Source organism: Paenibacillus pinisoli (assembly GCF_003605435.1).
GTDB classification, from domain to species: Bacteria; Bacillota; Bacilli; order Paenibacillales; family Paenibacillaceae; genus Pristimantibacillus; species Pristimantibacillus pinisoli.
Window position 1 is genome coordinate 1 of sequence record NZ_QXQB01000004.1, and the last position, 22,215, is coordinate 22,215.

General features: G+C 53.1%; 19 protein-coding genes, 7 tRNA genes and 1 rRNA gene. 20 read left to right on the forward strand and 7 right to left on the reverse strand.

Features of this window, described 5'->3' with window-relative positions:
• From D3P09_RS17175 to D3P09_RS17210, 8 genes are all read left to right on the forward strand, one after another.
• Positions 1 to 127: ribosomal RNA gene (locus D3P09_RS17175) — 23S ribosomal RNA — on the forward strand; the annotation flags it as partial.
• Between the two features lie 136 nt (positions 128 to 263).
• A tRNA-Asn gene (locus D3P09_RS17180) sits at positions 264 to 339 on the forward strand.
• A gap of 6 nt (positions 340 to 345) precedes the next feature.
• Positions 346 to 433: transfer RNA gene (locus tag D3P09_RS17185), tRNA-Ser, on the forward strand.
• Positions 434 to 456: 23 nt separating this feature from the next.
• Positions 457 to 531: transfer RNA gene (locus tag D3P09_RS17190), tRNA-Glu, on the forward strand.
• Positions 532 to 544: 13 nt separating this feature from the next.
• Positions 545 to 621, forward strand: a tRNA-Met gene (locus D3P09_RS17195).
• A gap of 21 nt (positions 622 to 642) precedes the next feature.
• Positions 643 to 718, forward strand: a tRNA-Thr gene (locus D3P09_RS17200).
• A gap of 6 nt (positions 719 to 724) precedes the next feature.
• Positions 725 to 799: transfer RNA gene (locus D3P09_RS17205), tRNA-Gly, on the forward strand.
• A 6-nt stretch (positions 800 to 805) separates the two neighbouring features.
• Positions 806 to 882, forward strand: a tRNA-Pro gene (locus D3P09_RS17210).
• Between the two features lie 300 nt (positions 883 to 1,182).
• Here D3P09_RS17210 and D3P09_RS17215 read toward each other — a convergent pair.
• The gene (locus D3P09_RS17215; RefSeq protein WP_120112548.1) at positions 1,183 to 1,644 is read right to left on the reverse strand and encodes a GreA/GreB family elongation factor; all 462 of its coding nucleotides are present in this window, start codon (positions 1,642 to 1,644) and stop codon (positions 1,183 to 1,185) included.
• Between the two features lie 292 nt (positions 1,645 to 1,936).
• Here D3P09_RS17215 and pdaA point away from each other — a divergent pair, with 292 nt between their 5' ends.
• Positions 1,937 to 2,701 carry a delta-lactam-biosynthetic de-N-acetylase gene (gene pdaA, locus D3P09_RS17220; protein WP_243644331.1) on the forward strand — a complete coding sequence of 255 codons (765 nt, stop codon included), beginning with the start codon at positions 1,937 to 1,939 and terminating at the stop codon, positions 2,699 to 2,701.
• A gap of 72 nt (positions 2,702 to 2,773) precedes the next feature.
• Here the strand turns inward: pdaA and yhbH are convergent, their stop codons facing one another.
• Positions 2,774 to 3,937 (reverse strand): sporulation protein YhbH, encoded by a 1,164-nt coding sequence (yhbH, locus tag D3P09_RS17225; RefSeq protein WP_120112550.1) that lies wholly within the window; start codon positions 3,935 to 3,937, stop codon positions 2,774 to 2,776.
• A 208-nt stretch (positions 3,938 to 4,145) separates the two neighbouring features.
• Between yhbH and D3P09_RS17230 the strand changes: the two genes are divergently transcribed.
• Entirely contained in the window at positions 4,146 to 5,321 is a 1,176-nt protein-coding gene (locus tag D3P09_RS17230; RefSeq protein ID WP_120112552.1) for an exonuclease SbcCD subunit D, read from the forward strand.
• Complete coding sequence (locus tag D3P09_RS17235; protein WP_120112553.1) at positions 5,318 to 8,446, forward strand: AAA family ATPase; 3,129 nt, start codon at positions 5,318 to 5,320, stop codon at positions 8,444 to 8,446. The genes D3P09_RS17230 and D3P09_RS17235 overlap by 4 nt, the downstream gene beginning before the upstream one ends.
• Positions 8,447 to 8,514: 68 nt before the next feature.
• Here the strand turns inward: D3P09_RS17235 and D3P09_RS17240 are convergent, their stop codons facing one another.
• Positions 8,515 to 9,006, reverse strand: a complete 492-nt coding sequence (locus D3P09_RS17240; RefSeq protein ID WP_120112555.1) for a hypothetical protein — start codon at positions 9,004 to 9,006, stop codon at positions 8,515 to 8,517.
• Between the two features lie 65 nt (positions 9,007 to 9,071).
• Between D3P09_RS17240 and D3P09_RS17245 the strand changes: the two genes are divergently transcribed.
• Both D3P09_RS17245 and D3P09_RS17250 read left to right on the forward strand, forming a co-directional pair.
• On the forward strand, positions 9,072 to 9,452 hold the full coding sequence (locus D3P09_RS17245; RefSeq protein ID WP_120112556.1) for a DUF423 domain-containing protein: 381 nt from the start codon (positions 9,072 to 9,074) through the stop codon (positions 9,450 to 9,452).
• A 159-nt stretch (positions 9,453 to 9,611) separates the two neighbouring features.
• Positions 9,612 to 11,510 carry a putative bifunctional diguanylate cyclase/phosphodiesterase gene (locus D3P09_RS17250; RefSeq protein ID WP_243644278.1) on the forward strand — a complete coding sequence of 633 codons (1,899 nt, stop codon included), beginning with the start codon at positions 9,612 to 9,614 and terminating at the stop codon, positions 11,508 to 11,510.
• 69 nt (positions 11,511 to 11,579) lie between these two features.
• Here D3P09_RS17250 and D3P09_RS17255 read toward each other — a convergent pair whose 3' ends face one another.
• Positions 11,580 to 12,059 (reverse strand): hypothetical protein, encoded by a 480-nt coding sequence (locus tag D3P09_RS17255; RefSeq protein ID WP_120112558.1) that lies wholly within the window; start codon positions 12,057 to 12,059, stop codon positions 11,580 to 11,582.
• A 166-nt stretch (positions 12,060 to 12,225) separates the two neighbouring features.
• On the opposite strand from D3P09_RS17255, the gene D3P09_RS17260 reads away from it, so the two are divergent.
• The gene (locus D3P09_RS17260) at positions 12,226 to 12,531 is read left to right on the forward strand and encodes a YunC family protein (RefSeq protein WP_120112559.1); all 306 of its coding nucleotides are present in this window, start codon (positions 12,226 to 12,228) and stop codon (positions 12,529 to 12,531) included.
• A gap of 50 nt (positions 12,532 to 12,581) precedes the next feature.
• Here D3P09_RS17260 and mtnA read toward each other — a convergent pair whose 3' ends face one another.
• Both mtnA and mtnK read right to left on the reverse strand, forming a co-directional pair.
• Positions 12,582 to 13,637: an S-methyl-5-thioribose-1-phosphate isomerase gene (gene mtnA / locus D3P09_RS17265; RefSeq protein ID WP_120112561.1), complete on the reverse strand. Its 1,056-nt coding sequence runs from the start codon at positions 13,635 to 13,637 to the stop codon at positions 12,582 to 12,584.
• Positions 13,638 to 13,676: 39 nt separating this feature from the next.
• A complete protein-coding gene (gene mtnK, locus D3P09_RS17270; protein ID WP_165867520.1) occupies positions 13,677 to 14,888 on the reverse strand; it encodes an S-methyl-5-thioribose kinase in 1,212 nt (403 codons plus the stop codon).
• Between the two features lie 179 nt (positions 14,889 to 15,067).
• Here mtnK and D3P09_RS17275 point away from each other — a divergent pair, with 179 nt between their 5' ends.
• The 6 genes from D3P09_RS17275 to sufB all read left to right on the forward strand — a co-directional run bounded on the left by D3P09_RS17275 (position 15,068) and on the right by sufB (position 20,945).
• A complete protein-coding gene (locus D3P09_RS17275; RefSeq protein WP_120112562.1) occupies positions 15,068 to 15,652 on the forward strand; it encodes a DUF1802 family protein in 585 nt (194 codons plus the stop codon).
• Positions 15,653 to 15,793: 141 nt separating this feature from the next.
• Complete coding sequence (gene sufC, locus D3P09_RS17280; protein ID WP_120112564.1) at positions 15,794 to 16,573, forward strand: Fe-S cluster assembly ATPase SufC; 780 nt, start codon at positions 15,794 to 15,796, stop codon at positions 16,571 to 16,573.
• 23 nt (positions 16,574 to 16,596) lie between these two features.
• A complete protein-coding gene (gene sufD, locus D3P09_RS17285) occupies positions 16,597 to 17,904 on the forward strand; it encodes a Fe-S cluster assembly protein SufD (protein WP_120112566.1) in 1,308 nt (435 codons plus the stop codon).
• Positions 17,901 to 19,127, forward strand: a complete 1,227-nt coding sequence (locus D3P09_RS17290; protein ID WP_120112567.1) for a cysteine desulfurase — start codon at positions 17,901 to 17,903, stop codon at positions 19,125 to 19,127. The genes sufD and D3P09_RS17290 overlap by 4 nt, the downstream gene beginning before the upstream one ends.
• Positions 19,114 to 19,542, forward strand: coding sequence for a Fe-S cluster assembly sulfur transfer protein SufU (gene sufU, locus D3P09_RS17295; protein ID WP_120112569.1), 429 nt, complete (start codon positions 19,114 to 19,116; stop codon positions 19,540 to 19,542). Before D3P09_RS17290 ends, sufU begins: the two co-directional genes overlap by 14 nt.
• A gap of 5 nt (positions 19,543 to 19,547) precedes the next feature.
• The gene (sufB, locus tag D3P09_RS17300) at positions 19,548 to 20,945 is read left to right on the forward strand and encodes a Fe-S cluster assembly protein SufB (RefSeq protein WP_120112570.1); all 1,398 of its coding nucleotides are present in this window, start codon (positions 19,548 to 19,550) and stop codon (positions 20,943 to 20,945) included.
• Positions 20,946 to 21,119: 174 nt separating this feature from the next.
• Here sufB and D3P09_RS17305 read toward each other — a convergent pair whose 3' ends face one another.
• Positions 21,120 to 22,202 (reverse strand): HD-GYP domain-containing protein, encoded by a 1,083-nt coding sequence (locus D3P09_RS17305; protein WP_120112572.1) that lies wholly within the window; start codon positions 22,200 to 22,202, stop codon positions 21,120 to 21,122.
• Positions 22,203 to 22,215 lie beyond the last annotated feature (13 nt).

The following is a 22,215-nucleotide window of genomic DNA, read 5'->3' on the forward strand; positions in this document are numbered from 1 at the left end:
AGCCCCCCTCAAGATGAGATTTCCCAATTAGTAAGACCCCTTGAAGACGACGAGGTTGATAGGTTCGGGGTGGAAGCACAGCAATGTGTGGAGCTGACGAATACTAATCGGTCGAGGGCTTATCCTAAAGGAACCCCACAAAGTGACGATATGCTTTGAAGCGTATGCCGATTACTTTGCGTGGACCCCAAAATGCTAAAGAACATGTAAGCACTACTTTCGTATCCAGTTTTCAAGGTACAAGCCTTGTTACATATCCATATTCCCTGATAGCTCAGTTGGTAGAGCACTCGACTGTTAATCGAGTTGTCACAGGTTCGAGTCCTGTTCGGGGAGCCATTTCCTGGAGAAGTACCCAAGTGGCTCAAGGGGACCCTCTGCTAAGGGGTTAGACTGCGTAAGTGGTGCGAGGGTTCGAATCCCTCCTTCTCCGTACGACTTTTATCTACATAGTAAGGCCCGTTGGTCAAGGGGTTAAGACACCTCCCTTTCACGGAGGTAACAGGGGTTCGAATCCCCTACGGGTCACCATTTTCTTCAATGACGCGGGGTGGAGCAGCCCGGTAGCTCGTCGGGCTCATAACCCGAAGGCCGCAGGTTCAAATCCTGCCCCCGCAACCAAAATATTTTTTAAACCTACTTGCCGTTGTAGCTCAATTGGTAGAGCAACTGACTTGTAATCAGTAGGTTGGGGGTTCAAGTCCTCTCGACGGCACCATTTTTTGCGGAAGTGGCTCAGCGGTAGAGCATCGCCTTGCCAAGGCGAGGGTCGCGGGTTCGATTCCCGTCTTCCGCTCCATAATGTCGGGATGTAGCTCAGCTTGGTAGAGCACCTGGTTTGGGACCAGGGGGTCGCATGTTCAAATCGTGTCATCCCGACCACTTATTTTAATAATGAAAGTCCACTAAAGCCAGGGTATCGGGCTTTTTTTGTTTGTATAACGAAAATAACCAAATGATCAACGATTTGCAAAAGGAAGCCTCCAAGGCTTCCTTTTTTTGTAATTTTCTAAATCAGATAGCTTTCACAATCTTACAGCGAACCGTTATCGCTCGTTCAGATGAGGCCACTTCCGTGCTGGGTATGGAGACTGATCGCAAAATTTTGAGGAATCAAGAATGAAAAATGAGGGGCGGTGTGCCCCTCATTAATATTTGGTTAGTTGCTGTTTGAACTCTCCGTCAAGGAGCAGCTCTCCGTGCTTCTTCCGTTCCGTCTTCGCCGTACCATATCCGGTCGATCCGCACCTGGTAGGTATCCATGCTCGTATTCATCGAGACGAGATCACCGCATGAACGCATGAGCAGCTGCTCTGCAATGGGCGAATAGAATGAAATACGGTTAATATCGGGTTGAGCTTCTTCAGGGAATACGATGGTAAAGGATTCGCTCATGCCGTCATCCATATAGGTGACTGTGACGCCGCATCCGATCAGCACAATATCGCCCCATTCATGAGACGGCCGCTCAATAAGCCCTTCAAGCATGCGGGTATACGAAATAAGCAGCTTCTCCACTTGGGTTCGTCTGCTTCCATAATCGGGGAAATAAGCGGCGAGAAATTGATCTTTCTCATCGCGCAAGGCAATAAGCTGCTTGGTATACGTATCCTTCAGAGGCTGAAATCCAGACCTATGGTTCATAGTAGATATCACCTCCTATATGCTTGGCACGTGTATGGAAGGTTAAGCGGTTATTGATTCTCATGTCCAAATCCTCCTTGGATAGTAATAGAGGCCATCTGCGAGGGCAGAGGCCTATGTAATCAGTGTAGCAAATTAGCACAGGATTACAACCCTTTTAGGTGGAAACAGGGGAATAGTACAGGGGAATTCAGGAAATAGTAATCGCAAACACCGATGAGAGGAGAGCAAAACTTTGTTCAGGAAGAAAATCATGAATCTGTCCGCAGCGCTGGCGCTGATTGTGGCGGTAATGGCAGCCCCTGCCGACTTGGAAGCGCAGCCGGGAGTTTTTCATTTTGGATTCAAGAAAAGCGTTGACGGCAAGCTGCCTTCGATTGACGAGGAGGGCTTTAAGCCGATTATTACGAAGCATGGCGCGCTGTTTCTAGGCGATACGTCGCGCAAAGAGCTTTTTCTTACCTTCGATAACGGCTATGAGAACGGACTGACCGCCAAGATCCTGGACGTGCTGAAGGAGAAGGGGGTGCCCGCCACTTTTTTCGTCACCGGTCACTACATTAAAGACCAGCCGGAGCTGCTGAAACGGATGGCGGCGGAGGGGCATATCATCGGCAACCATTCCTGGAGCCATCCTGATATGACCACGCTATCGGAAGATGCGATCCGTATCGAGCTGGAGAAGGTGAAGGAACAGGTTCGCGAAGTGACGGGTCAGCAGGAAATGACGTATTTGAGACCGCCGAGAGGCATCTTTAGTGAAAAGGTGCTGGCTGCGAGCAAAGGCTCGGGCTACACGAGCGTCTTCTGGTCGATCGCGTACAAGGACTGGGATGTCCGGGCGCAGAAGGGCTCGGCATATGCCTTCCAGCAAGTGACGAAGCAGCTGCATCCGGGGGCAATTCTGCTGCTGCACTCCGTATCGCAAGATAACGCGGATGCGCTTGGCAGCATTATTGACGAGGCAAGGGGACAGGGCTATGAGTTCAAGAGCCTCCCTGAACTGACGCAGGCCGCTGAGCCTGCCCCATCCTCAGCGCCTGAAGTTACGCCTTAATGGATATAATCGTGCAAGCCCCCGGCGTTCAAACGCCGGGGGCTTTATGCAGTTTGGAGCGTTCATCCCCATTTATCCGGTTGCGCCTTCGCGCTTGCGGAAGAACGACTTCAGCGCGTTGTATACCTCGCCTTTTTCTTTGATCACGTAATACATGAAATGCTGAAGGTTGATATGTTTGTAAGCGGACATAAGCGTGCTGGAGCGGTTGTATTGGTTAACCTCGCCATAGCCGAACAGATTGGACCGCTTGAGCAACTCGCCGATCAGCTTCACGCAGCGCTCGTTGTCGCTGGTCAGATTGTCTCCGTCGGAGAAGTGGAACGGGTAGATATTGTATAGGCTCGGACTGAATCGGCTGTCGATGATCTCCAGCGCTTTCATGTAAGCCGAGGAGCAGATCGTTCCCCCGCTCTCGCCGCGCGTAAAAAACTCTTCCTCGCTAACTTCCTTCGCCTCCGTATGATGCGCAATGAACACGATGTCCACCTTCTCATACTGATGGCGGAGAAACCGGGTCATCCAGAAGAAGAAGCTGCGGGCTACATACTTCTCGAACGAGCCCATCGACCCCGAGGTGTCCATCATAGCCAGTATGACGGCGTTGGACTGCGGCTTCACGATCTCCTCCCAAGTCTTGTAGCGGAGATCATCCGGGCTGATGCCGTGGATGCCGGGCTGCCCGGATGTGGCATTGCGGCGCAGGTTCTCGATAATGGTCCGCTTCTTGTCGATGTTGGACATAATGCCTTTCTTCCGGATATCGTTGAAGCGAATTTCCTTCGTTTCAAGCTGATCCTTGTCCTTCTGTTTCAGAAATGGAAGCTCCAGTTCCTCGAAGAGCATCGTCTCCAGCTCCGCCAAAGAAACTTCTGCCTCAATGACATCTTCGCCCGGCTGGTCGCCGGCGCCTTCCCCTTTGCCGCCTTTTTTGGACGCTTGCGGATCTACCCCGAGTACATCGCCTACCTGGCTGTCCCCGTCGCCTTGGCCGACATGCTTGTTTTTATTGTAATTATACACAAATCGGTATTCATCCAGGCTCCGAATCGGCACTTTAATGACTTGCTTGCCGTCAGACATGACAATGCTTTCTTCGGATACGAGATCGGGCAAATTTTGCTTGATGGCCTCGCGTACTTTTTGCTGGTGGCGGGCTTGATCCTGATACCCCTTGCGGTGCAGCGACCAATCCTCGCGCGAAACAATGAAATTGCCGTTGTCAGCTGGACTCATTTTCGGAGCACCTCCCTCGTTTATTTGTTTGTTGTTAATCAATATATTCAAGTGGCGAGCGGTTATGTGAACGAATTGAGTCCAATTCTATTAATCTGTCAGACAAGCCGCGGCTGCATCCCCCCAAAAACCTAGCTAGGCAGCGCGCCATGGTGATAGAATAATAGGAAGGACCGCGGAGGAATGCCGCGGGAGAGGAAGTGATGGAATGAAACTGTTACATACGGCGGATTGGCATTTGGGCAAGCTGATTCACGGTGTTTATATGACGGAAGACCAGAGCCATGTGCTGGAGCAATTGTTGGATGCCATTCGGAATGAGAAGCCGGATGCGGTTATTATTGCGGGCGATCTGTATGATCGTGCGGTGCCGCCGACAGAGGCGGTCGAGCTGCTGGATGAGGTGCTTCGGAGAATTGTCATTGATCTGGATACGCCGGTGCTCGCGATTTCTGGCAATCACGACAGCCCTGACCGGATCAGCTTTGGCACGAGCATGATGGAGAGCAGGGGCTTGTATTTGGCCGGACAGCTGCGTGAAGACGGCGATCCCGTCGTGCTTCGCGATGAATACGGCGAGGTTCACTTTCATCTGGTCCCATATGCGGATCCTGCCCAGATCAGGCATCGCCTTGGCGATGAATCGATTCGGTCGCATGACGATGCCATGCGGGCTATTGTAGGCCAGCTGGAGCAGACAATGGACCGTTCAGCGAGACATGTGCTGATTGGACATGCTTTTGTGACGCCGTACGGCGAAACCGCCGATAATACAAGCGAATCGGAGCGGCCGCTCGCCATTGGCGGCGCGGAGCATGTGAGCGCGGCTCATTTTCGCCAGTTCCACTATGTGGCATTAGGCCATCTGCATCAGGCGCATTACGTGCTGCATGAACATATCCGTTACGCGGGTTCCCCGCTGAAATATTCGATATCGGAAGAGAAGCATCACAAGGGTTATCTGATGGTAGAGCTGGATAAGGACGGCCAAGCGGCTGTGGAGAAAAGAGAACTGACCCCCCTGCGCGACATGAGACGGGTGGAAGCAACCCTGGAGGAGCTGGAGCAGCATAAGGTGTGCGACGATTACGTCTTCGTGACGCTGTTAAGCGATCATCCCGTCCTGTACCCGATGGAGAAGGTGAGAGCCGTCTATCGCAATGCGATGCATGTAGAGAGAAGAAACAGGACGGCGGTCGCGGAGTTGGCCGTAACCGGCGAGGCTGCTCATGCTGCTGCTCCAAGGCGCAGCGAGAGCGATCCGTCAGAGCTCTTCGCCGCCTTCTATGAAGAGGTGAAGGGCATCCCGTTGACGCAGGAGAAGCGCGCGCTGTTCGAGCGGGAGTTTGGAGCGCTCCAGCAAGCGCTCGGAGGTGAAGCATGAGGCCGCTGCGGTTAATGATGAAAGCATTCGGCCCTTACCGGGACGAAGAGACCATTGATTTCACAAAGCTTGGCGATCGCAGGCTGTTCGTTATTTCCGGCAATACAGGAGCGGGGAAAACTTCGATATTTGACGCGATATGCTTTGCGCTCTACGGGACGGCGAGCGGGGAGGACCGATCCGATCCCCGAATGCTGCGCAGCCACTTCGCCGACGATGAGACGCATACAGCCGTTGAACTGGATTTCTCCGTAGGGGGAAAGCAATACCGCATATTCCGCCAAATGAAGCATCGCAAGGGCAGCAACCGTAGCGAGACTGGCGAGAAGACGGAGCTGTATGAGCTGAAGGGCGGCGAGGCCATTCCGGCTGTTGACCGGTTCATCACCACGGAAGTGAATGCGAGACTGCTCGCCGTTGTCGGCTTGACGAAGGACCAATTCAGCCAGATCGTCATGCTTCCGCAAGGAGAATTCCGCAAGCTTCTAACGTCCGATACGGACAATAAGGAGGAGATCTTGCGCCGGATATTCCGTACAGAGCTGTACGAGAAGCTGGAGGCGCGATTCCAGCAGCGCAATCGGGAGCTGCAAGACCGTCTCAAGGATGCGCGCTCATCGGCATCCGCTCTTATGCGGCAAGCGCAGGAGACGTTCCCTGCCCGCGAGGAGAGCAAGCTTGCGGATACATTCGCACAAGAGGTCTACAGCACTGCGCAAGTATGGGAGGGCTTGACCGGCGAGGCCGGTTATTATCGGGAGCAGGCCGAGCAAGCCCGTGAAGGCAAGCAGAGGCTGTCGGCGGAGATGGATGCGAAGCAAGAGCAGCTGAGAAAAGCGCAGGACATCAATGCCAAGCATGATGAGCTGGAAGCGAAGCGTGTAGAGCTGGCAGCTCTTGCAGAGCAAGAGCCTGCGATGAAGCAGCAGGAGCAGAGGCTGGAGCTTGCGAAGAAGGCGGCATTGCTGCTTCCTTATCAGGAGCAAGCCGACCAGGCCATACTGGCCAAGCGGAGCAAGCAGGAAGCGCTGGAGAATCGCAAATCGGCGCTCAACACCGCCGAAGGCGAGTGGGAGGCTGCTGGGGCGGCTCATCGCGAGGAGGCGGACCGTGAGCCTCTGCGCCGAAGCGCCGAGCGCGAGCTTCTCCGGCTTCAGGAGCTTAAGCCTGTCGTGGCCTCTTTGAGCGAGCAGCAGAAGCGGGTCGATGAATTAACCCGGCTAGAGTCACAAGCAAGAGAAACTTTGACTTTGAACGAACGAGCCATTGTGAAGCTGCGTGAGCAAAGAACACAGATTCAGACGGAGCTGAAAGCTGCGGATGCGGCTGCCGCCAAGCTCCCAGGCGAGCTGGAGAAGCTGAGAGTGGTGGAGCTGCAAGGGAAAACGATCAAGCGGCTGCTGGATGTGACGGAGGAGCATGCACGCTGGGGGCAGCTTGAGCAAGAAGGCACTCGTCAATTGGAGAGAGCATTAGCCGAGCATGAGCGGGCGGAGAGATTGTGGCTGGAGGGGCAGGCAAGCCTGCTTGCCATCCATTTGACGGCAGGCGCGCCATGTCCGGTCTGCGGAAGCACGGAGCATCCGTCCAAGGCTCATGCAGAAGGCGGCGAGCTTCCCTCGAAGGAGAAGCTGCAGCAATCGAAAGATGCGTTAACCGCGATCCAAAATGAGCTGATTGCGGCGAAAGCCCAGGCTGCCTCGACTGCCGCTTCCCACTCTGCGCTTGTAGAGGAGCTTGGAGAGCTGGGTATTGTGCTGGAGCCAAGCGGGTCTCCAGAGCAATTGCGCAGCGCTTTGCGCGACCGCCAGGGCGAGCTTCGTGTCCTATGGCGGCAGCATAAGGAAGCGGCAGATCAATGGCAAGCGGAGGCGAAGCGCGCCGAGGAAGGGAGAGAGTCGCTGGGAAAAGCGGAGGAGGAGCTTGCCCGGCTGGAGCCGGAGCGAGAGAAGCTTCAGAATTCGCTGCAGGGGCTCGCCGTGGAGCGATCCGCCGGTCAGGCTTCGCTGGATAAGGAATTGGAGCGGATTCCGGAAGAGCTGAGAAGCCCGAAAGCGCTGGAATCACGGACATTGGAGCAGGATATCGGGTTCAGACGCATGGAGCAAGCCTGGACGAATGTTCAGGAACGGCTTCAGCGGGCTTCATCTACCTTGTCGGAATGCAAGGCGCATGCCGAACAGGCCGCGAACGCGCTGGCGGAAGCGGAAGAGCAGGAGGCCCGTACAGCCAAGAGACTGGAGCGGGAATCGCAGGATGCAGGCTTCTCTTCGCTGGATGCCTACCGTTCGGCTCTTATGTCTGAGGCCGAGAGCAGTAGCATTAGCGAATCTATTGAGGCATATCGATCTGCCATTGCTGCGGTAAGAGAGAGGCTCACGGCTCTGGAGCAACTATTGGCAGAGGAGCCAAGACGCGATACTGATGAGCTGCTTGCAGCCATTGCGGCGACGAAGGAAAGCTATGAAGCTGCGGTTGGCCAGGAGAGCCGCTCCCTTCGATATGAAGAAGAGGCGGCCCGGCTTGCCGAGTCGATTAGACGTGCAGGAGAGCAGATGGCAGGGCTGGAGCAGGAGATGGAGGGCGTGCTTGATCTCTACTCCATGCTTAAGGGGGACAATGCGCTGAAAATGTCCTTCGAGCGCTATATTCTGATCGAATATCTGGACCAGATTCTGAGTATGGCGAACGCGCGGCTAAAGGAACTGTCTAATGGACAATATGAGCTTCAGCGCAGCGACAGACTGGAGACTCGGGGCAAGCAGAGCGGACTTGGGCTGGATGTCTACGACGCATATACTGGCCAGCTTCGCGATGTAAAGTCGTTGTCGGGCGGCGAGAAATTTAACGCGTCTCTGTGTCTCGCGCTTGGCATGACGGATGTCATTCAGTCGCATCAGGGCGGCATCTCGATCGAGATGATGCTGATTGATGAAGGCTTCGGCTCTCTTGACGAGGAGTCGCTGCACAAGGCGGTAGCGGCGCTTGTCGACCTGCAGAGAGCAGGCCGCATGATTGGCGTTATCTCGCACGTGGCCGAACTGAAAGAAGCGTTCCCCGCTTGCCTGGAGGTTAGCAAGTCCAGGGAAGGCTTCAGCCGGACATCCATTCTGTTGAAGCATTAAGCAGAAATAGAAGAAACCCGCTTGCCGGCCATCAGGGCAGGCGAAGCGGGTTTATAGGTGAACGGGCTTTAGACGGATGCTGCGAGCCCAAGCAAAAACATCAAGAACGAGCCGGCAGTAATAAGCGCGTTCAGCACGATGCCGATAATGCTGAATACTTTCTTGCGGTTCTTGAAGCATGCGCCGATAATGCCGAGCACAAGTCCGATAAAGGCAATGCCGATGGACAAAAATATAATAAGGCTTCCGATGACCAAGCCTTCGAATCCTGCTCCGTTGCTGTCAATGATGGTTTGCTGCAGCTCTTCCTGCGTGGCGAAGTCCGGTATAGTCGAGAAGCTGGATAAGATTAGGATAAAGGATAAGATAAAGGTGAGAAGAGCAACCAGCGCCAGGATAAATGATGCGATGCCGAGTCCGGAATGCTTCTTCACGATCGGCCCCTGGCCGTATGGAGGCGCGCCTACCGGTGCGAATCCGGTAAAGGGCTGTCCCTGTCCAGGCTGTTGTCCAGGCTGCTGCCCTTGCTGCTGTTCATGCTGATTTTGATTGTCGTTCATTCTTATGTAGTCCCCTTCCAAGAGTTTGGTAAAATTATACACAATAAAGAGAGGATTGAAAACCGATGTTTCCAAAATATTTTGTAATCGGCGCTGTGAATGCGGCGCTGGCCATTGCGCTTGGCGCCTTTGGCGCTCATGGATTGGAAGGCAAAGTAACCGATCATTATCTGGATGTATTCGAGACAGGCGTGAGGTATCATATGTACAGCGCGCTGGGGCTGATGCTGATTTCATTGCTGGACAAGGTGCTGGGCGGCAGCCGCAAGGTGATGATCGGGGGCAGGCTGATATTCGCAGGCACGATTATTTTTAGCGGAAGCCTCTATATTTTGACGTTGACAGGCTTCTCCAAGCTGGGCATGATTACGCCTATTGGAGGAGTCGCGATGATTGCGGGATGGGTCTTTGTAATCCTGGGTGCGGCAAAACAAGCGTCAAAGTGAGGAATCTTGTCACATAATCGAGCGATTTTCGACAGAAACCGATCATTTTTAGCCGCTTTTTTATAGATCGTTAGCAAATATTTCTATGCCAATTCGTCCAATTCGTTTATAATGTACCTAGCTATCACTTGACCGACTTAAGAGGAAGGAAGTTTGTGTGTGGCGAAACGAATCGAAGATTGGGCTGGGATGAAGAAGCAGCCGCGCACGCTGCTGATGCTGAACGATTCATGGGCGATCAGCGCCGTCATAGGGGCTATTGCCGCAATATGGATCATCGTATCTTTTACGGTTATATCCAGTGCGATGTACAGATGGGCCTCGCTAGCCGTAGCGGCCTCGCTGCTGGCTACAGCAGCTATCGTATTCATCAAGCGCAATTCGATGGGCAACTTCCATAAATACCATACCGCCATTGTAGAGACGCTGCTTCGTTCCGAAGCGGTCCCTCTTGCTGTGCTGAACCGCTCAGGGGAGCTGGTGGAGATGAATGAAGCATCCAGCCGCATCCTGGGCTATCAGCGTTCGGAGATGATCGGGGAGCTTATTATCCGAATGGTTGATCCTGCCAGCCGAATACAGCTGCAAGAATCGATTGAATTGGCGCTGAACGGGGAGACGACTCAGAACAATATTCAAATTACGCATCGTTCGGGTTTTCCGCTCGAGCTTCAGGTGGTCTATGCGCCAATGATTCAGGAGGGCGAAGTGATCGGAACGGTGCTGATCAGCCAGGATTTGAGCGACCGGAAGCGCAATGTGGAGCGAATTCGATACATGGCCTATTATGACGATATGACGGGCCTTCCCAATCGTACGCTCTTCCAGATGAAGCTGACGGAAAGCTTGACCCGGGCCAAGGAAGATGAGAAGATCGTCGGAATCTGCTATCTAGACCTGGATCGATTCAAACTCGTGAACGCATCCTTCGGACGGGAGTTCGGAGACATGCTCCTGATGCAGGTTGCGGAGAGGCTGAACCGAGGCCTGTCGGAGCAAGACTTCGTTGCGAGGATGGAAGGCGATGAGTTCGCGCTGCTGATTACGTCTATCCAGACCGAAGTAGAGCTGCTGGAGTATTCGAAGCGTGTATTGAAATCAATTGAAGAGCCTTATGAGCTTAAAGGCTTCCCCTTACATATTACAGCCAGCATCGGACTGGTAACGAGCCTCAATAATCAAGATGACGGGTACACGCTGTTCAAGAAGGCGGATATGGCGCTCGTCAAAGCGAAGGAGAGCGGCAAAAACGACTGTTTGCTGTATTCCGACAGCTGGAGCAATTCCTCCTTCGAACGCCTCAAGCTGCAGCATGAGATGTACCGGGCTATCCAGCGAAGCGAGTTCATTCTCCATTATCAGCCGCAATATGATCTGGACAGCGGACGCATGGTTGGCGTCGAGGCGCTGGTTCGCTGGAAGCATCCGGTTCGCGGCTTGCTTTCGCCGGGAACCTTCATTCCGTTGGCGGAAGAGAGCGGCATGATCGTTCAGATTGGCGACTGGGTGCTGGAGGAAGCATGCCGCCAGAACAAAGCATGGCAGGATGCGGGATTGCAGCCGATGCCGGTATCGGTCAATCTGTCCATCCGTCAATTTCTGCAGCATGATCTGGCAAGCCGCATTGCAGAGGTGCTGGAGAAGACAGGGCTTGAGCCCAAATATTTGGACCTGGAAATTACGGAGTCGATGACAATTGATGTCGGATTGGTATCACGCTGCCTGCTCGCGATTACGGACCTGGGCGTCGGCATTAGCGTAGACGACTTCGGGACAGGCTACAGCTCGTTCCACTATCTGAAGAATTTCCCGATTGACCGTCTGAAGATTGACCGGTCCTTCGTAAGGGATATTCAGCAGGACCCTAGCGATGCGGAGATTGTGGCTGCTATCATTGCAATGGCGCATAACTTGAATATTCAAGTGATTGCTGAGGGCGTGGAGACAGAGGAACAAATGGAGTTTCTGAAGCGGCATCAATGCGATGAGATGCAGGGATTCTATTGGAGCCCGCCAGTCTCCAGCGACAACATTGAAGAAATGCTCAAAGCAGGTTGATCATAATGAAATAAGCCCGCTGTCAAGAGAGGATGCAACGGCCTCTCTCGGCAGCGGGCTTATGTGTTGTTATCCAGCTATAAAATCTTCAATCTCATTCATTCTGAACGTATAAACCTGCTTCTCGTCGACATGATAGACCGTGATAAGGTTTTCCTGTTCATCCATATTAATGACGCGGCAAGGAATGTTCAGCTTGATTCCGAGTCCTCTATTCACAATGAGCCGGATTAAGGTATTCGATTTCATAAATGCCCGTATCGGTCCGAAGCCGTCTGATTGAGGTGGCGGAGCAACGGTTGTTTTTGCTGTTTCTTTCGTCTGTTCAGCAGCAATGGGAACAGGGGCGGATGATGAAGCTTCCGCAATTTTTTGTTCGATCAGATCTCCGAGTTGAATGCCGGAGTTGATGCGGTAATCAGCCCATCCGGCTTGGTTCAATCCTTGTAACAGCTTCTCCAGTGCGTTGGCGTGGTGGCCGTCCTCCACCATAATGTCTACATTGAAGATGAAGGTGTGTTGTTGCTTGTCCAATTGCTTTTTTGTCATATGCTTGCCTCCGCACTTGTGATGATAGTCTAACTATACCACTATTTTGGGTGGTGACAAAAGACCTATATCTGGCGTTTGACCACACTGGGTAAGATTCCCTGCATATACTGGTTGTGCGGCATCAGCGCCGCTTCAATCGGCGGGCAAAGGAGGTGGGTGCCAGTTGATCAGAATGGTTCCATTCGTGCTCGAAAACGGGGAGACCGTTCTTGGAGTGGAGGTGAAGCTGCCGAAAACTACTCTCCTCTCCCTATCGACAGACCGTGGATATATTATGTGCGGAGCACTGGACGTGTCGCTGCTGAACGACAAGCTTCGTGACCGCGAGATTATAGCAGGCCGCGCCGTAGGCGTGCGCACGCTGGAGGAGCTGATCGAAGCGCCGCTGGAATCGGTTACGCATAAAGCGGAATCGCTCGGTATCATGGCGGGCATGAAGGGGGCGGACGCTCTTCGACTCATGCTATAGGCTGGAGAATGAATAAAGCCCCAAGCTGCGGCAGCTTGGGGCTCATGTCATTAATCTTGGAACAGCTTGCGCAAATTCTCTTCGAAAGGCGCGGTAACGATGCCCTTCTCCGTAATAATTGCCGTTACATATTCATGCGGCGTAACATCGAACGCAGGATTGAATACCTTCACGCCTTGCGGAGCGGTTCGCTTGCCGAAACCTTCCGTAATCTCTTCCGCATTGCGCTCCTCAATTGGAATCTCAGCGCCTGTAGGCGTGGAGAGATCAAACGTGGAGAGCGGGCAAGCGACGTAGAACGGAATACCGTGCGCCTTGGCAAGAACAGCTACGCTGTAAGTGCCGATCTTGTTCGCAACGTCGCCGTTAGCCGCGACGCGGTCGGTGCCGACGATAACAGCGTCGACCCAACCCTTGGACATGACCATGCCAGCCATGTTGTCGCAGATGAGTGTAACATCTACGCCTGCTTGCTGCAGCTCGAATGCGGTCAGGCGAGCGCCTTGCAGCACCGGACGAGTCTCATCGGCGAATACGCGAATATTCATGCCTTGCTCCTTGGCCAGATAGAAAGGAGCAAGAGCTGTGCCGTACTTCGCAGTAGCCAAGCCGCCTGCGTTGCAATGCGTCAAGACGCCCATGTCATCCTTGAACAATCCAAGCGCATGCTCGCCGATCAGGCGGTTCGTTGCTTCGTCTTCGCTCTGAATGGCGATCGCTTCGTTCGTCAATGCTTCCTTGAGTCCGTCAACGGACAGGCCTTCGCCAGCAAAACGGTCAGCCGCAGCCTTCATCCGGTCCAGCGCCCAGAACAAGTTGACAGCTGTCGGTCTCGAAGTAGCCAAGTATTCTGCATGTTTCTTAACGTCAGCCAGCCATTCGCCCGCCGCTAACGCATCGCGGCTGCCGAGGACGACGCCGTAAGCTGCAGCGATGCCGATAGCAGGAGCGCCGCGAACCTTCAGATGTCTGATCGCTTCCCAGACATCCTCGGATGTCGTAAGCGGCAAATATACGATTTCCTCCGGCAGCAGCCGTTGGTCGAGCAAGTCAAGCTTGTCGCCTCTCCAGATGACGGATTGCAAGCCTGCGTAATTTTGAGTCATGATGTTGTATCCTCCCTGCGTAAATTGCAAAGCCCGCGGTTATCTTTGCAGTGCTGTTTCTGTAATATCAATCAGTTCTTGTATCGATTGCGCGCTGCGATTGCGGCGGATCAGCTCGGTGCCGATCGCCAGCGCTGCCCTTTGAGCCTGCTCGCGAATTTCATCGTTTGGAATCTTGTCAATGTCCGCGACATGCGCCAGCCCGACAATGCGCCGCACGATCTTGCAGCCTGCAAAGCCGATGGAATCCTGCAGCAATCTCTGCATGTAGTAATCCTGATATCCCGGAGTGGAATTAGCCAGGCGGTCTATGCCATTCTCATTCCAGAGCGCGCGGAACTTCCGGTCGAATTGAGTCCAAATATCCTCGATCGATTCAAGAAGGTATCCGCGGAAGTCCTTGCGGGCTTCGTCATCGCTCATCCAGAATTGCTGGCCTGCGTAATTGAGAATCAGATTCGCAAACAGGGCGCCTACATCAAAGCCCATCGGTCCGAAATATGCGAATTCAGGATCGATGACCTTGGTGGAAGCCGGTGTGGCAAAGATGCTTCCCGTATGCAGATCGCCGTGAAGCAGCGCCTGCGCGTTCGTCAGGAACTTGTCGCGAAGAATCGCAACTTCCAGGTGAAGCGCGCTGTCATTGCGGAGAGCTTCTGCGGCATCTTCAATTGCAGGCGGGATGTTGTTGTTGGCCGAAACCGTATAAGGATCGTCGAAAATCAGATCCTCTGTAATTTTGCAAAGCTCGGGATTGATGAAGTCCTTCACTCTAAGCTTCTTGTCCTGCTGGTTCATGCCGAGATCGGATGTATAGAATAAGGTGTTGGCCATGAACGTCGAGATATGATCTGCGAACAGCGGGTATTTGGTGCCGTTGATCAGCCCTTGTCTCATAATTATATGATCGCTTAGATCCTCCATGACGGTAAGAGACAACACCGGATCGTACTTATACACGACCGGAACCAGTCCAGGAGCCAGCTGTCCTTCCAGCATGAGCTTCTCGCTCTCGATCCGTGCGCGGTCAAGCGTCAGAGGCCAGGACTCGCCTACAACCTTGGCGTATGGCAGCGCCTGCTTCATAATCAGGCTCTTGCCGCTCGCGCTATCCGTTATATGAAAGACGAGGTTCAGGTTGCCGTCTCCAATTTCCCGGCAAGCCAAATGAGCGCCGGCAGGGAAAAAATCTTCGATGCCGCGCGCGATTTCGATTGCTTCTTGTTCATTTAAGGCATGATACGTGGTCAGCTCGTCCACCTCCGATTTCTCTATTCGTTCCATTACCATGCCTAATAGTATAATGGATATTATTTCGCCATGGAATACCTTTGGACGCCAATGATTGACTTCACGGGCTGTTTTTTTCAAAATAGAGATAGGGAAGGCGGACATCAGGAAAGAACCGCCACATGGATGGGGGAGCTGGGATGACAGAAGTTATGACACGAGAAGCCGTTGCGCTGAAGGAATGGGCTGTTTCCGTGAAGGCGCTTCATGACGGGGAGCAAATCATTGTCATGCGCAAGGGAGGCATTATTGAAGAAACGCGGGATTTTCAATTGCTGAGCCAAAGCTTCTACTTAATGCCTGCATACGAGCATCAACGCAAGGAGCTGCTCAAGGAAGCGTATCGGGACGGAATGGACGAGACGCTGAAGGAATGGTCTCCTGAGGCTGAGACGATCAAGCTGTCCGCATATGCTGTTGTGGAGCGGGACATCGAGATTACCGATCAGGAGACGCTGGACAAGCTGCGGGATATGCATATCTGGACGGATACATTCGCAGAGGAACGCCTCAAGTGGAAGAAGAAAAATCCGCTGCATGTGCTGCTGCTTCGCGTGTACAAGCTGGAAGAGCCGGTCCATGCGCCGATGAAGCCTGCTTATTCCGGATGTAAATCTTGGGTAAGAATAGAGGATGAAATCGCCGAGCCTTCGATGAAGCCTGTTCTAACGCAAGCGCAGTTCGACAAGGAAGCCGGTCGAATCCTGTCCGCGCTCGGAATATAAGAACGAATTTCCAGGGCAGAGGCGGGCGGCATGTCAACTCGTACGTTGCTTTATAACAAAAACTATATTAAAATGATTATTGAGAATCATTGAGAATCACCTAATCTACGATTAAACCAACCTTGGAGGGATCAGTATAATATGGCAACACAATTTGTCATCGACGGCCTTAAAGCCGAGATCGAAGGGAAAGAGATTCTGAAAGGCATTAACCTTGAGATTAAAGGCGGAGAAATCCATGCCATCATGGGTCCGAACGGTACGGGTAAGAGTACGCTGGCTTCGGCGCTGATGGGCCATCCGAAGTATGAAGTGACAGCTGGCAGCGCATCGCTAGACGGCGAAGACCTGCTTGAGATGGAAGTAGACGAGAGAGCGCGCGCAGGCCTGTTCCTGGCTATGCAATATCCGAGCGAGATTCCTGGCGTTACGAACTCCGACTTCCTGCGCAGCGCAATCAATGCCCGCCGCGAGGAAGGCAATGAAATCTCCCTGATCAAATTCATCCGCCAAATGGAAGGCAAGATGAAAGAATTGGAGATGAATCCGGAGTTTGCACACCGTTACTTGAACGAAGGGTTCTCCGGCGGCGAGAAGAAACGTAACGAAATTCTTCAAATGATGCTGCTTGATCCGAAAATCGTCGTGCTTGACGAGATCGACTCCGGTCTTGACATCGATGCTCTTCGCATCGTAGCGAACGGCGTGAACGCTATGCGTTCTGAAGACCGCGGCTTCCTGATCATCACTCACTATCAGCGTCTGCTTAACTATATTACTCCTGACTTCGTTCACGTTATGATGCAAGGCCGCATCGTGAAATCCGGCGGACCTGAGCTTGCTCAGCGCCTGGAGAACGAGGGCTATGACTGGGTGAAGGAAGAACTGGGCATTACTGACGAAACTGTAGGCCAGGCTTAATCGGAGAAGGGGGATTTGACGATATGAGTACACAACTAACCACTCCGACTGACCGCGTTTCCGCTGAGACGCTAGCTCGCGGGAAGGGCGAGCCGGATTGGCTGGTAGCGCTTCGCGGAGAAGCGGCCGAGCTTGCCGCTGCGCTCCCGTGGCCGAAGCCTGAGAAGGTCCGCATCGAGCGCTGGAACCTGACGGCTGTCGGCAGCTACGAGGGAGCTGGCGCTGCGGCGTCGCTGGCTGATCTGCCTGCTAATGTGCAAGAGCTGGTCGCGGAAGGTACGGAGAACCTGCTTGTACAGCACAATTCCGCTGCTGTATGGAAGCAATTGTCGGCCGAATTGGCTGCGAAAGGCGTAATTTTCACCGATCTGGAGACGGCATGCAAAGAGCATGGCGATCTCGTTCAACAATATTTGTTCCAGGCTGTGAAGAAGGATGAGGACAAGCTTACTGCCCTTCACGCTGCGCTATGGAACGGCGGCGTATTCGTGTACGTGCCGAAGAATGTGGAAGTAGAGCTGCCGCTTCAAGCAATCTTGTTCAATGACAAGGCTGAAGCAACGTTCGCACCTCATATTCTGATCGTAGCCGATGCGAACAGCCGCGTATCCTATGTCGATACAGTTGTATCCGACAAAGGCGCTGTCAAAGGCGAATTCGTGCACCCATCTATTGTTGAGGTGTTCGTGAAGCCGGGCGCGCTTGTGCGTTTCGGTTCGGTGCATTCTCTTGGCGATAGCGGCGTGGATATGACATTGCGCCGTGCCGTTGTAGAGAACGACGGACGCATCGAGTGGGTAGTCGGCGACCTCAACGACGGTCATACGATGTCCGACACGAAGTCGATCATGAAGGGCCAAGGCTCCACGTCCGACGTGAAGGTCATCAGCGTAGGCAAGAACGCCCAGCAAATGAGCTTGACGACGCAAGCAGTGCACTTCGGCAAAAGCTCCGACAGCAACATGATTACACGCGCGGTAATGAAGGATTCCGCGTCGGCAATCATCAACGGCATCACGAAGATCGAGCATGGCGCGACCAAAGCGAACGGCGTTCAGACGGAAAAGGTTCTGATGCTTAGCCCTAAGGCGCGCGGCGACGCGAACCCGATTCTGTTGATCGACGAGGATGATGTAACGGCGGGCCACGCGGCAAGCGTAGGCCAAGTCAACCCTGAGCAAGTCTACTACCTGATGTCCAGAGGAATAAGCAGGCAAGACGCTGAGCGGTTAATTATTTACGGATTCCTGGCTCCGGTCGTATCCGAAATTTCGGTCGAAGCGGTACGGACTCAGCTCCAGCGCTTGCTCGAAAGGAAGCTAGAGGGATGAATATAAATGCGATACGGGAACAATTCCCGATATTGCATCAAGAGATAAACGGGCATCCGCTCGTTTACCTGGATAGCGCGGCGTCTTCTCAGAAGCCGCGTTCCGTCATTGATGCGGTCAAACGTTACTACGAGCTGGATAATGCCAACGTCCATCGCGGCGTTCATACGCTTGGCTCCAGGGCGACGGACGCTTATGAAGGCGCCCGTGCGAAGGTTGCCGCATTTTTGAACGCGGAGACGCCGGAGCAGATTATTTTTACCAGAGGCACCACTACAGCGTTAAATCTTGTAGCATCCGGTTATGCTAGAGCCGTCTGCGGGGAAGGCGATGAAATCGTCATTACGCCGATGGAGCATCACAGCAACCTGATTCCATGGCAGCAGGTTGCCAAAGCTACAGGCGCAACGCTGAAATATATACCGCTTCAGCCTGACGGCACAATCTCGCTTGCGGATGTGGAGAAGACGATCACGCCGAATACGAAGGTTGTATCGGTCACCTACGTATCGAATGTGCTGGGTGTCGTGAATCCGATCAAGGAAATCGCGGCTATTGCCCACCGCAACGGCGCGATCATGGTCGTAGACGGGGCGCAGAGCACGCCTCATATGAGGGTTGACGTTCAGGAGCTTGGCGTAGACTTCTATGCTTTCTCAGGCCACAAGATGTGCGGTCCGACCGGCATTGGCGCCCTGTACGGCAAGAAAGATCTTCTGAACGGGATGGAGCCTATCGAGTATGGCGGCGAGATGATCGATTTCGTGGAGCTGTACGAGTCTACATGGAAGGAAATTCCGTACCGCTTCGAAGGCGGTACGCCTATGATTGCCGGAGCGGTAGGGCTCGGCGCGGCAATCGACTTCCTGGAGAGCATCGGCATGGATGAGATTGACCGTCATGAGAAGCAGCTTGCGGCATATGCTTACGATAAGCTGTCGACGATTGAAGGCATTACGATCTATGGGCCGAAGGAGAACCGTGTCGGGCTCGTTACGTTCAATCTGGACGACGTGCATCCGCATGATGTCGCCACGGTGCTGGATTCGAAGGGCATTGCTGTCAGGGCGGGCCATCATTGCTGCCAGCCGCTCATGAGATGGCTGAATGTATCGGCTACAGCCAGAGCAAGCTTTTATCTATACAATACCGAAGAGGACATCGATCGGTTAACCGACGGCCTAATTCAAACAAAGGAGTTCTTCGGTCATGCAATTGGATGATTTGTATCGCAGAGTCATAATGGACCATTATAAAAATCCTCGCAATCGCGGAACGCTTGAGGATGACGCGGTTACAATCAATCTGAACAACCCGACCTGCGGAGATCGCATCTCCTTGCAGCTGCAGGTTGTAGACGGCAAGGTTGTAGACGCGAAGTTCACAGGCGAAGGCTGCTCCATCAGCATGAGCTCCGCATCGATGATGACGGAAGCCGTGAAGGGGCAGACGTTCGAATCGGCGATTCAAATGGCGGAGAAGTTCTCTGCGCTGATGAAGGGCGATTCGGTCGAGTTTGAAGAAAACGAGGATATTGAGGCGCTGTCTGGCGTGAATAAATTTCCTGCGCGGATCAAATGCGCGACGCTTGCGTGGAACGCATTGCGCAAAGGAATCGAAAATCAAAACAAGGAGTGAGATGAATGGCTAAATCGATGCCGGAAATGGAAGAGTATAAATACGGTTTTCGCGACGAGCACAAGGCGATTTTCCAATCGGGTAAAGGTCTGACTCCGGAAATCGTCCGTACGATCTCCGAGATGAAGAACGAGCCGGAATGGATGCTTGAATTCCGCTTGAAGTCGCTTGAGCAATTCAACAAAATGCCTATGCCGCGCTGGGGCGGAGATCTGGACGATCTGGACTTCGACGATATCCAGTACTATGTTAAGCCGTCCGAGAAGCAAGGCAAGACTTGGGAAGAGGTTCCGCAAGAAATTAAGGAAACGTTCGACAAGCTGGGCATTCCTGAAGCGGAGCAGAAGTTCCTGGCGGGCGTATCGGCTCAATACGAGTCCGAGGTTGTCTACCACAGCATGCAAGAAGATCTGGAGAAGCAAGGCGTTATCTTCACAGATACTGATACTGCGCTTCGTGAGTATCCTGAGCTGATGAAAGAATATTTCGGCACAATTATCCCTCCGACGGACAACAAGTTTGCTGCGCTGAACAGCGCGGTATGGTCGGGCGGCAGCTTCATCTATGTACCGAAAGGCGTACAATGCGAGATCCCGCTGCAAGCGTACTTCCGCATCAACTCCGAGAACATGGGCCAATTCGAGCGCACGCTGATCATCGCGGACGAAGGCAGCTCCGTTCACTACGTTGAGGGCTGTACAGCTCCGATCTACAGCACGAACTCGCTGCATAGCGCGGTCGTAGAGATTCTTTGCAAAAAGGATTCCCGCGTTCGCTATACGACGATTCAGAACTGGGCGCCAAACATCTACAACCTCGTTACAAAACGTGCCGTTGCGGATGAGAATGCGCAGATGGAATGGATCGACGGCAACATCGGTTCCAAGCTGACGATGAAATACCCGGCTGTTGTACTTCGCGGCCGTGGCGCAAAAGGCATGGTTCTGTCCATTGCGGTTGCAGGCAAAGGCCAGCATCAGGACGCAGGCGCGAAAATGACGCATCTGGCCCCTGACACAAGCTCTACGATCGTATCCAAGTCGATCAGCAAGCATGGCGGCAAAGTAACGTACCGCGGCCTTGCATCGTTCGGACGCAACTCGGATGGCGCGAAAGCGAACATCAAGTGCGACACGCTTATCCTGGATAACGAGTCCACGTCGGATACCATTCCGTACAATGAAATCTTGAACGACAACATTACGCTGGAGCATGAAGCTACCGTATCCAAGGTATCTGAGGACCAGCTGTTCTACCTGATGAGCCGCGGCTTGTCGGAGGACGAAGCGACTCAAATGATCGTAATGGGCTTCATTGAGCCATTCACCAAAGAATTGCCAATGGAATACGCCGTAGAGATGAATCGTCTCATCAAGTTCGAGATGGAAGGCTCCATCGGCTAATCGATATATTGAAAAACGTGCCTGGCTGCCCAGGCACGTTTTTATTATGTCGGCACAGCTTATTGATCTGCGCTGTCTGGATCTTGCTATACCATACATAGCCGATTTGGGTATAAAATTGGAGATAGCCCTGCTCCCTAGAATGGGCGGCAGGGCTATCGTGTATGTAATGAATTAGATATAAACATGCTTGATTTCGTAGTTGCGCTCGATCGTGAGGTCGAGGAACTGGTCGCCGATCTGAACGAGAGGGCGGAAAAACTCCGTCGGATGGGTCATGACGATAATGCCCAATTCTTCCTCATCTGTCTCCTCGTTGCTGAGCTGCACATGCTTGCCGATGAAATTGGGAATCATATGCTTGATGAAGGTGTGGGTTGTGACGGGATCGAGCTGAGAGAAGCTTAGTCGATGAAGCTCTCTTAATACGAAGAGCAAATCGCGTTCCTTCTGATAGACACGTGCGGAAATCATAGCGCTATAAATATCGACAACTGCGATTATCTTCGAGACGGGATGGATTTCCTCGCCTTTCAGGCCGTGCGGGTAACCGCTTCCGTCCATTCGTTCATGATGCTGCAGAGCTCCTACGGCCAGTACGGAATCGTTAAAGGATTGCAAAATGATATCGTGACCGTATACGGTATGACGCTTCACTTCGTCGAACTCTTCCGGGGAAAGCTTGCCCGGCTTATTCAGAATAGCCTCGTCTATTTTGCATTTGCCAATGTCATGCAGGAACCCGGCTTTTCCGATCATTGCCGCTTCGGTCGCCGAATGGCCGAGCCATGAAGCCAAATAATACGAAAGCATGCCGACTTGCGCAGAGTGCTGATACGTATAGTTGTCAGACGTATTAAGCAGCAGCAACATCGACACGACGTCACGCTCAAGCTGCAGATTGTTCAGAAGGGGCTGCAGCACAGCCGTTACTTCTTTGTCGTCAACCTTGCCGGATTCTACGGCAGAGGAGAAAAACTTCTCGAAGCTTTTGACTGCGTTTTCATAGATGGGCTGCACTTTAGGGAGCCACTTCGGATTGACCGTGGACTCAATCGTTCGCCCGGAACGCGTATTCCTTTGCGTAGGTGCTGTGCGCTCTTCAATATCGACAAAGTCGATTTGATGCTGCAACAGGCGAGAAATTTCTGCATTCGTCACGATGGTTCCCTTGGAGAGCACATGCAGCCCGTAATTATTAAAGATATCGCGGCTAAGTAGGTCTCCGTCTAGCAAATCTGTTACATGAATCCTCATAGAGACACCTCTA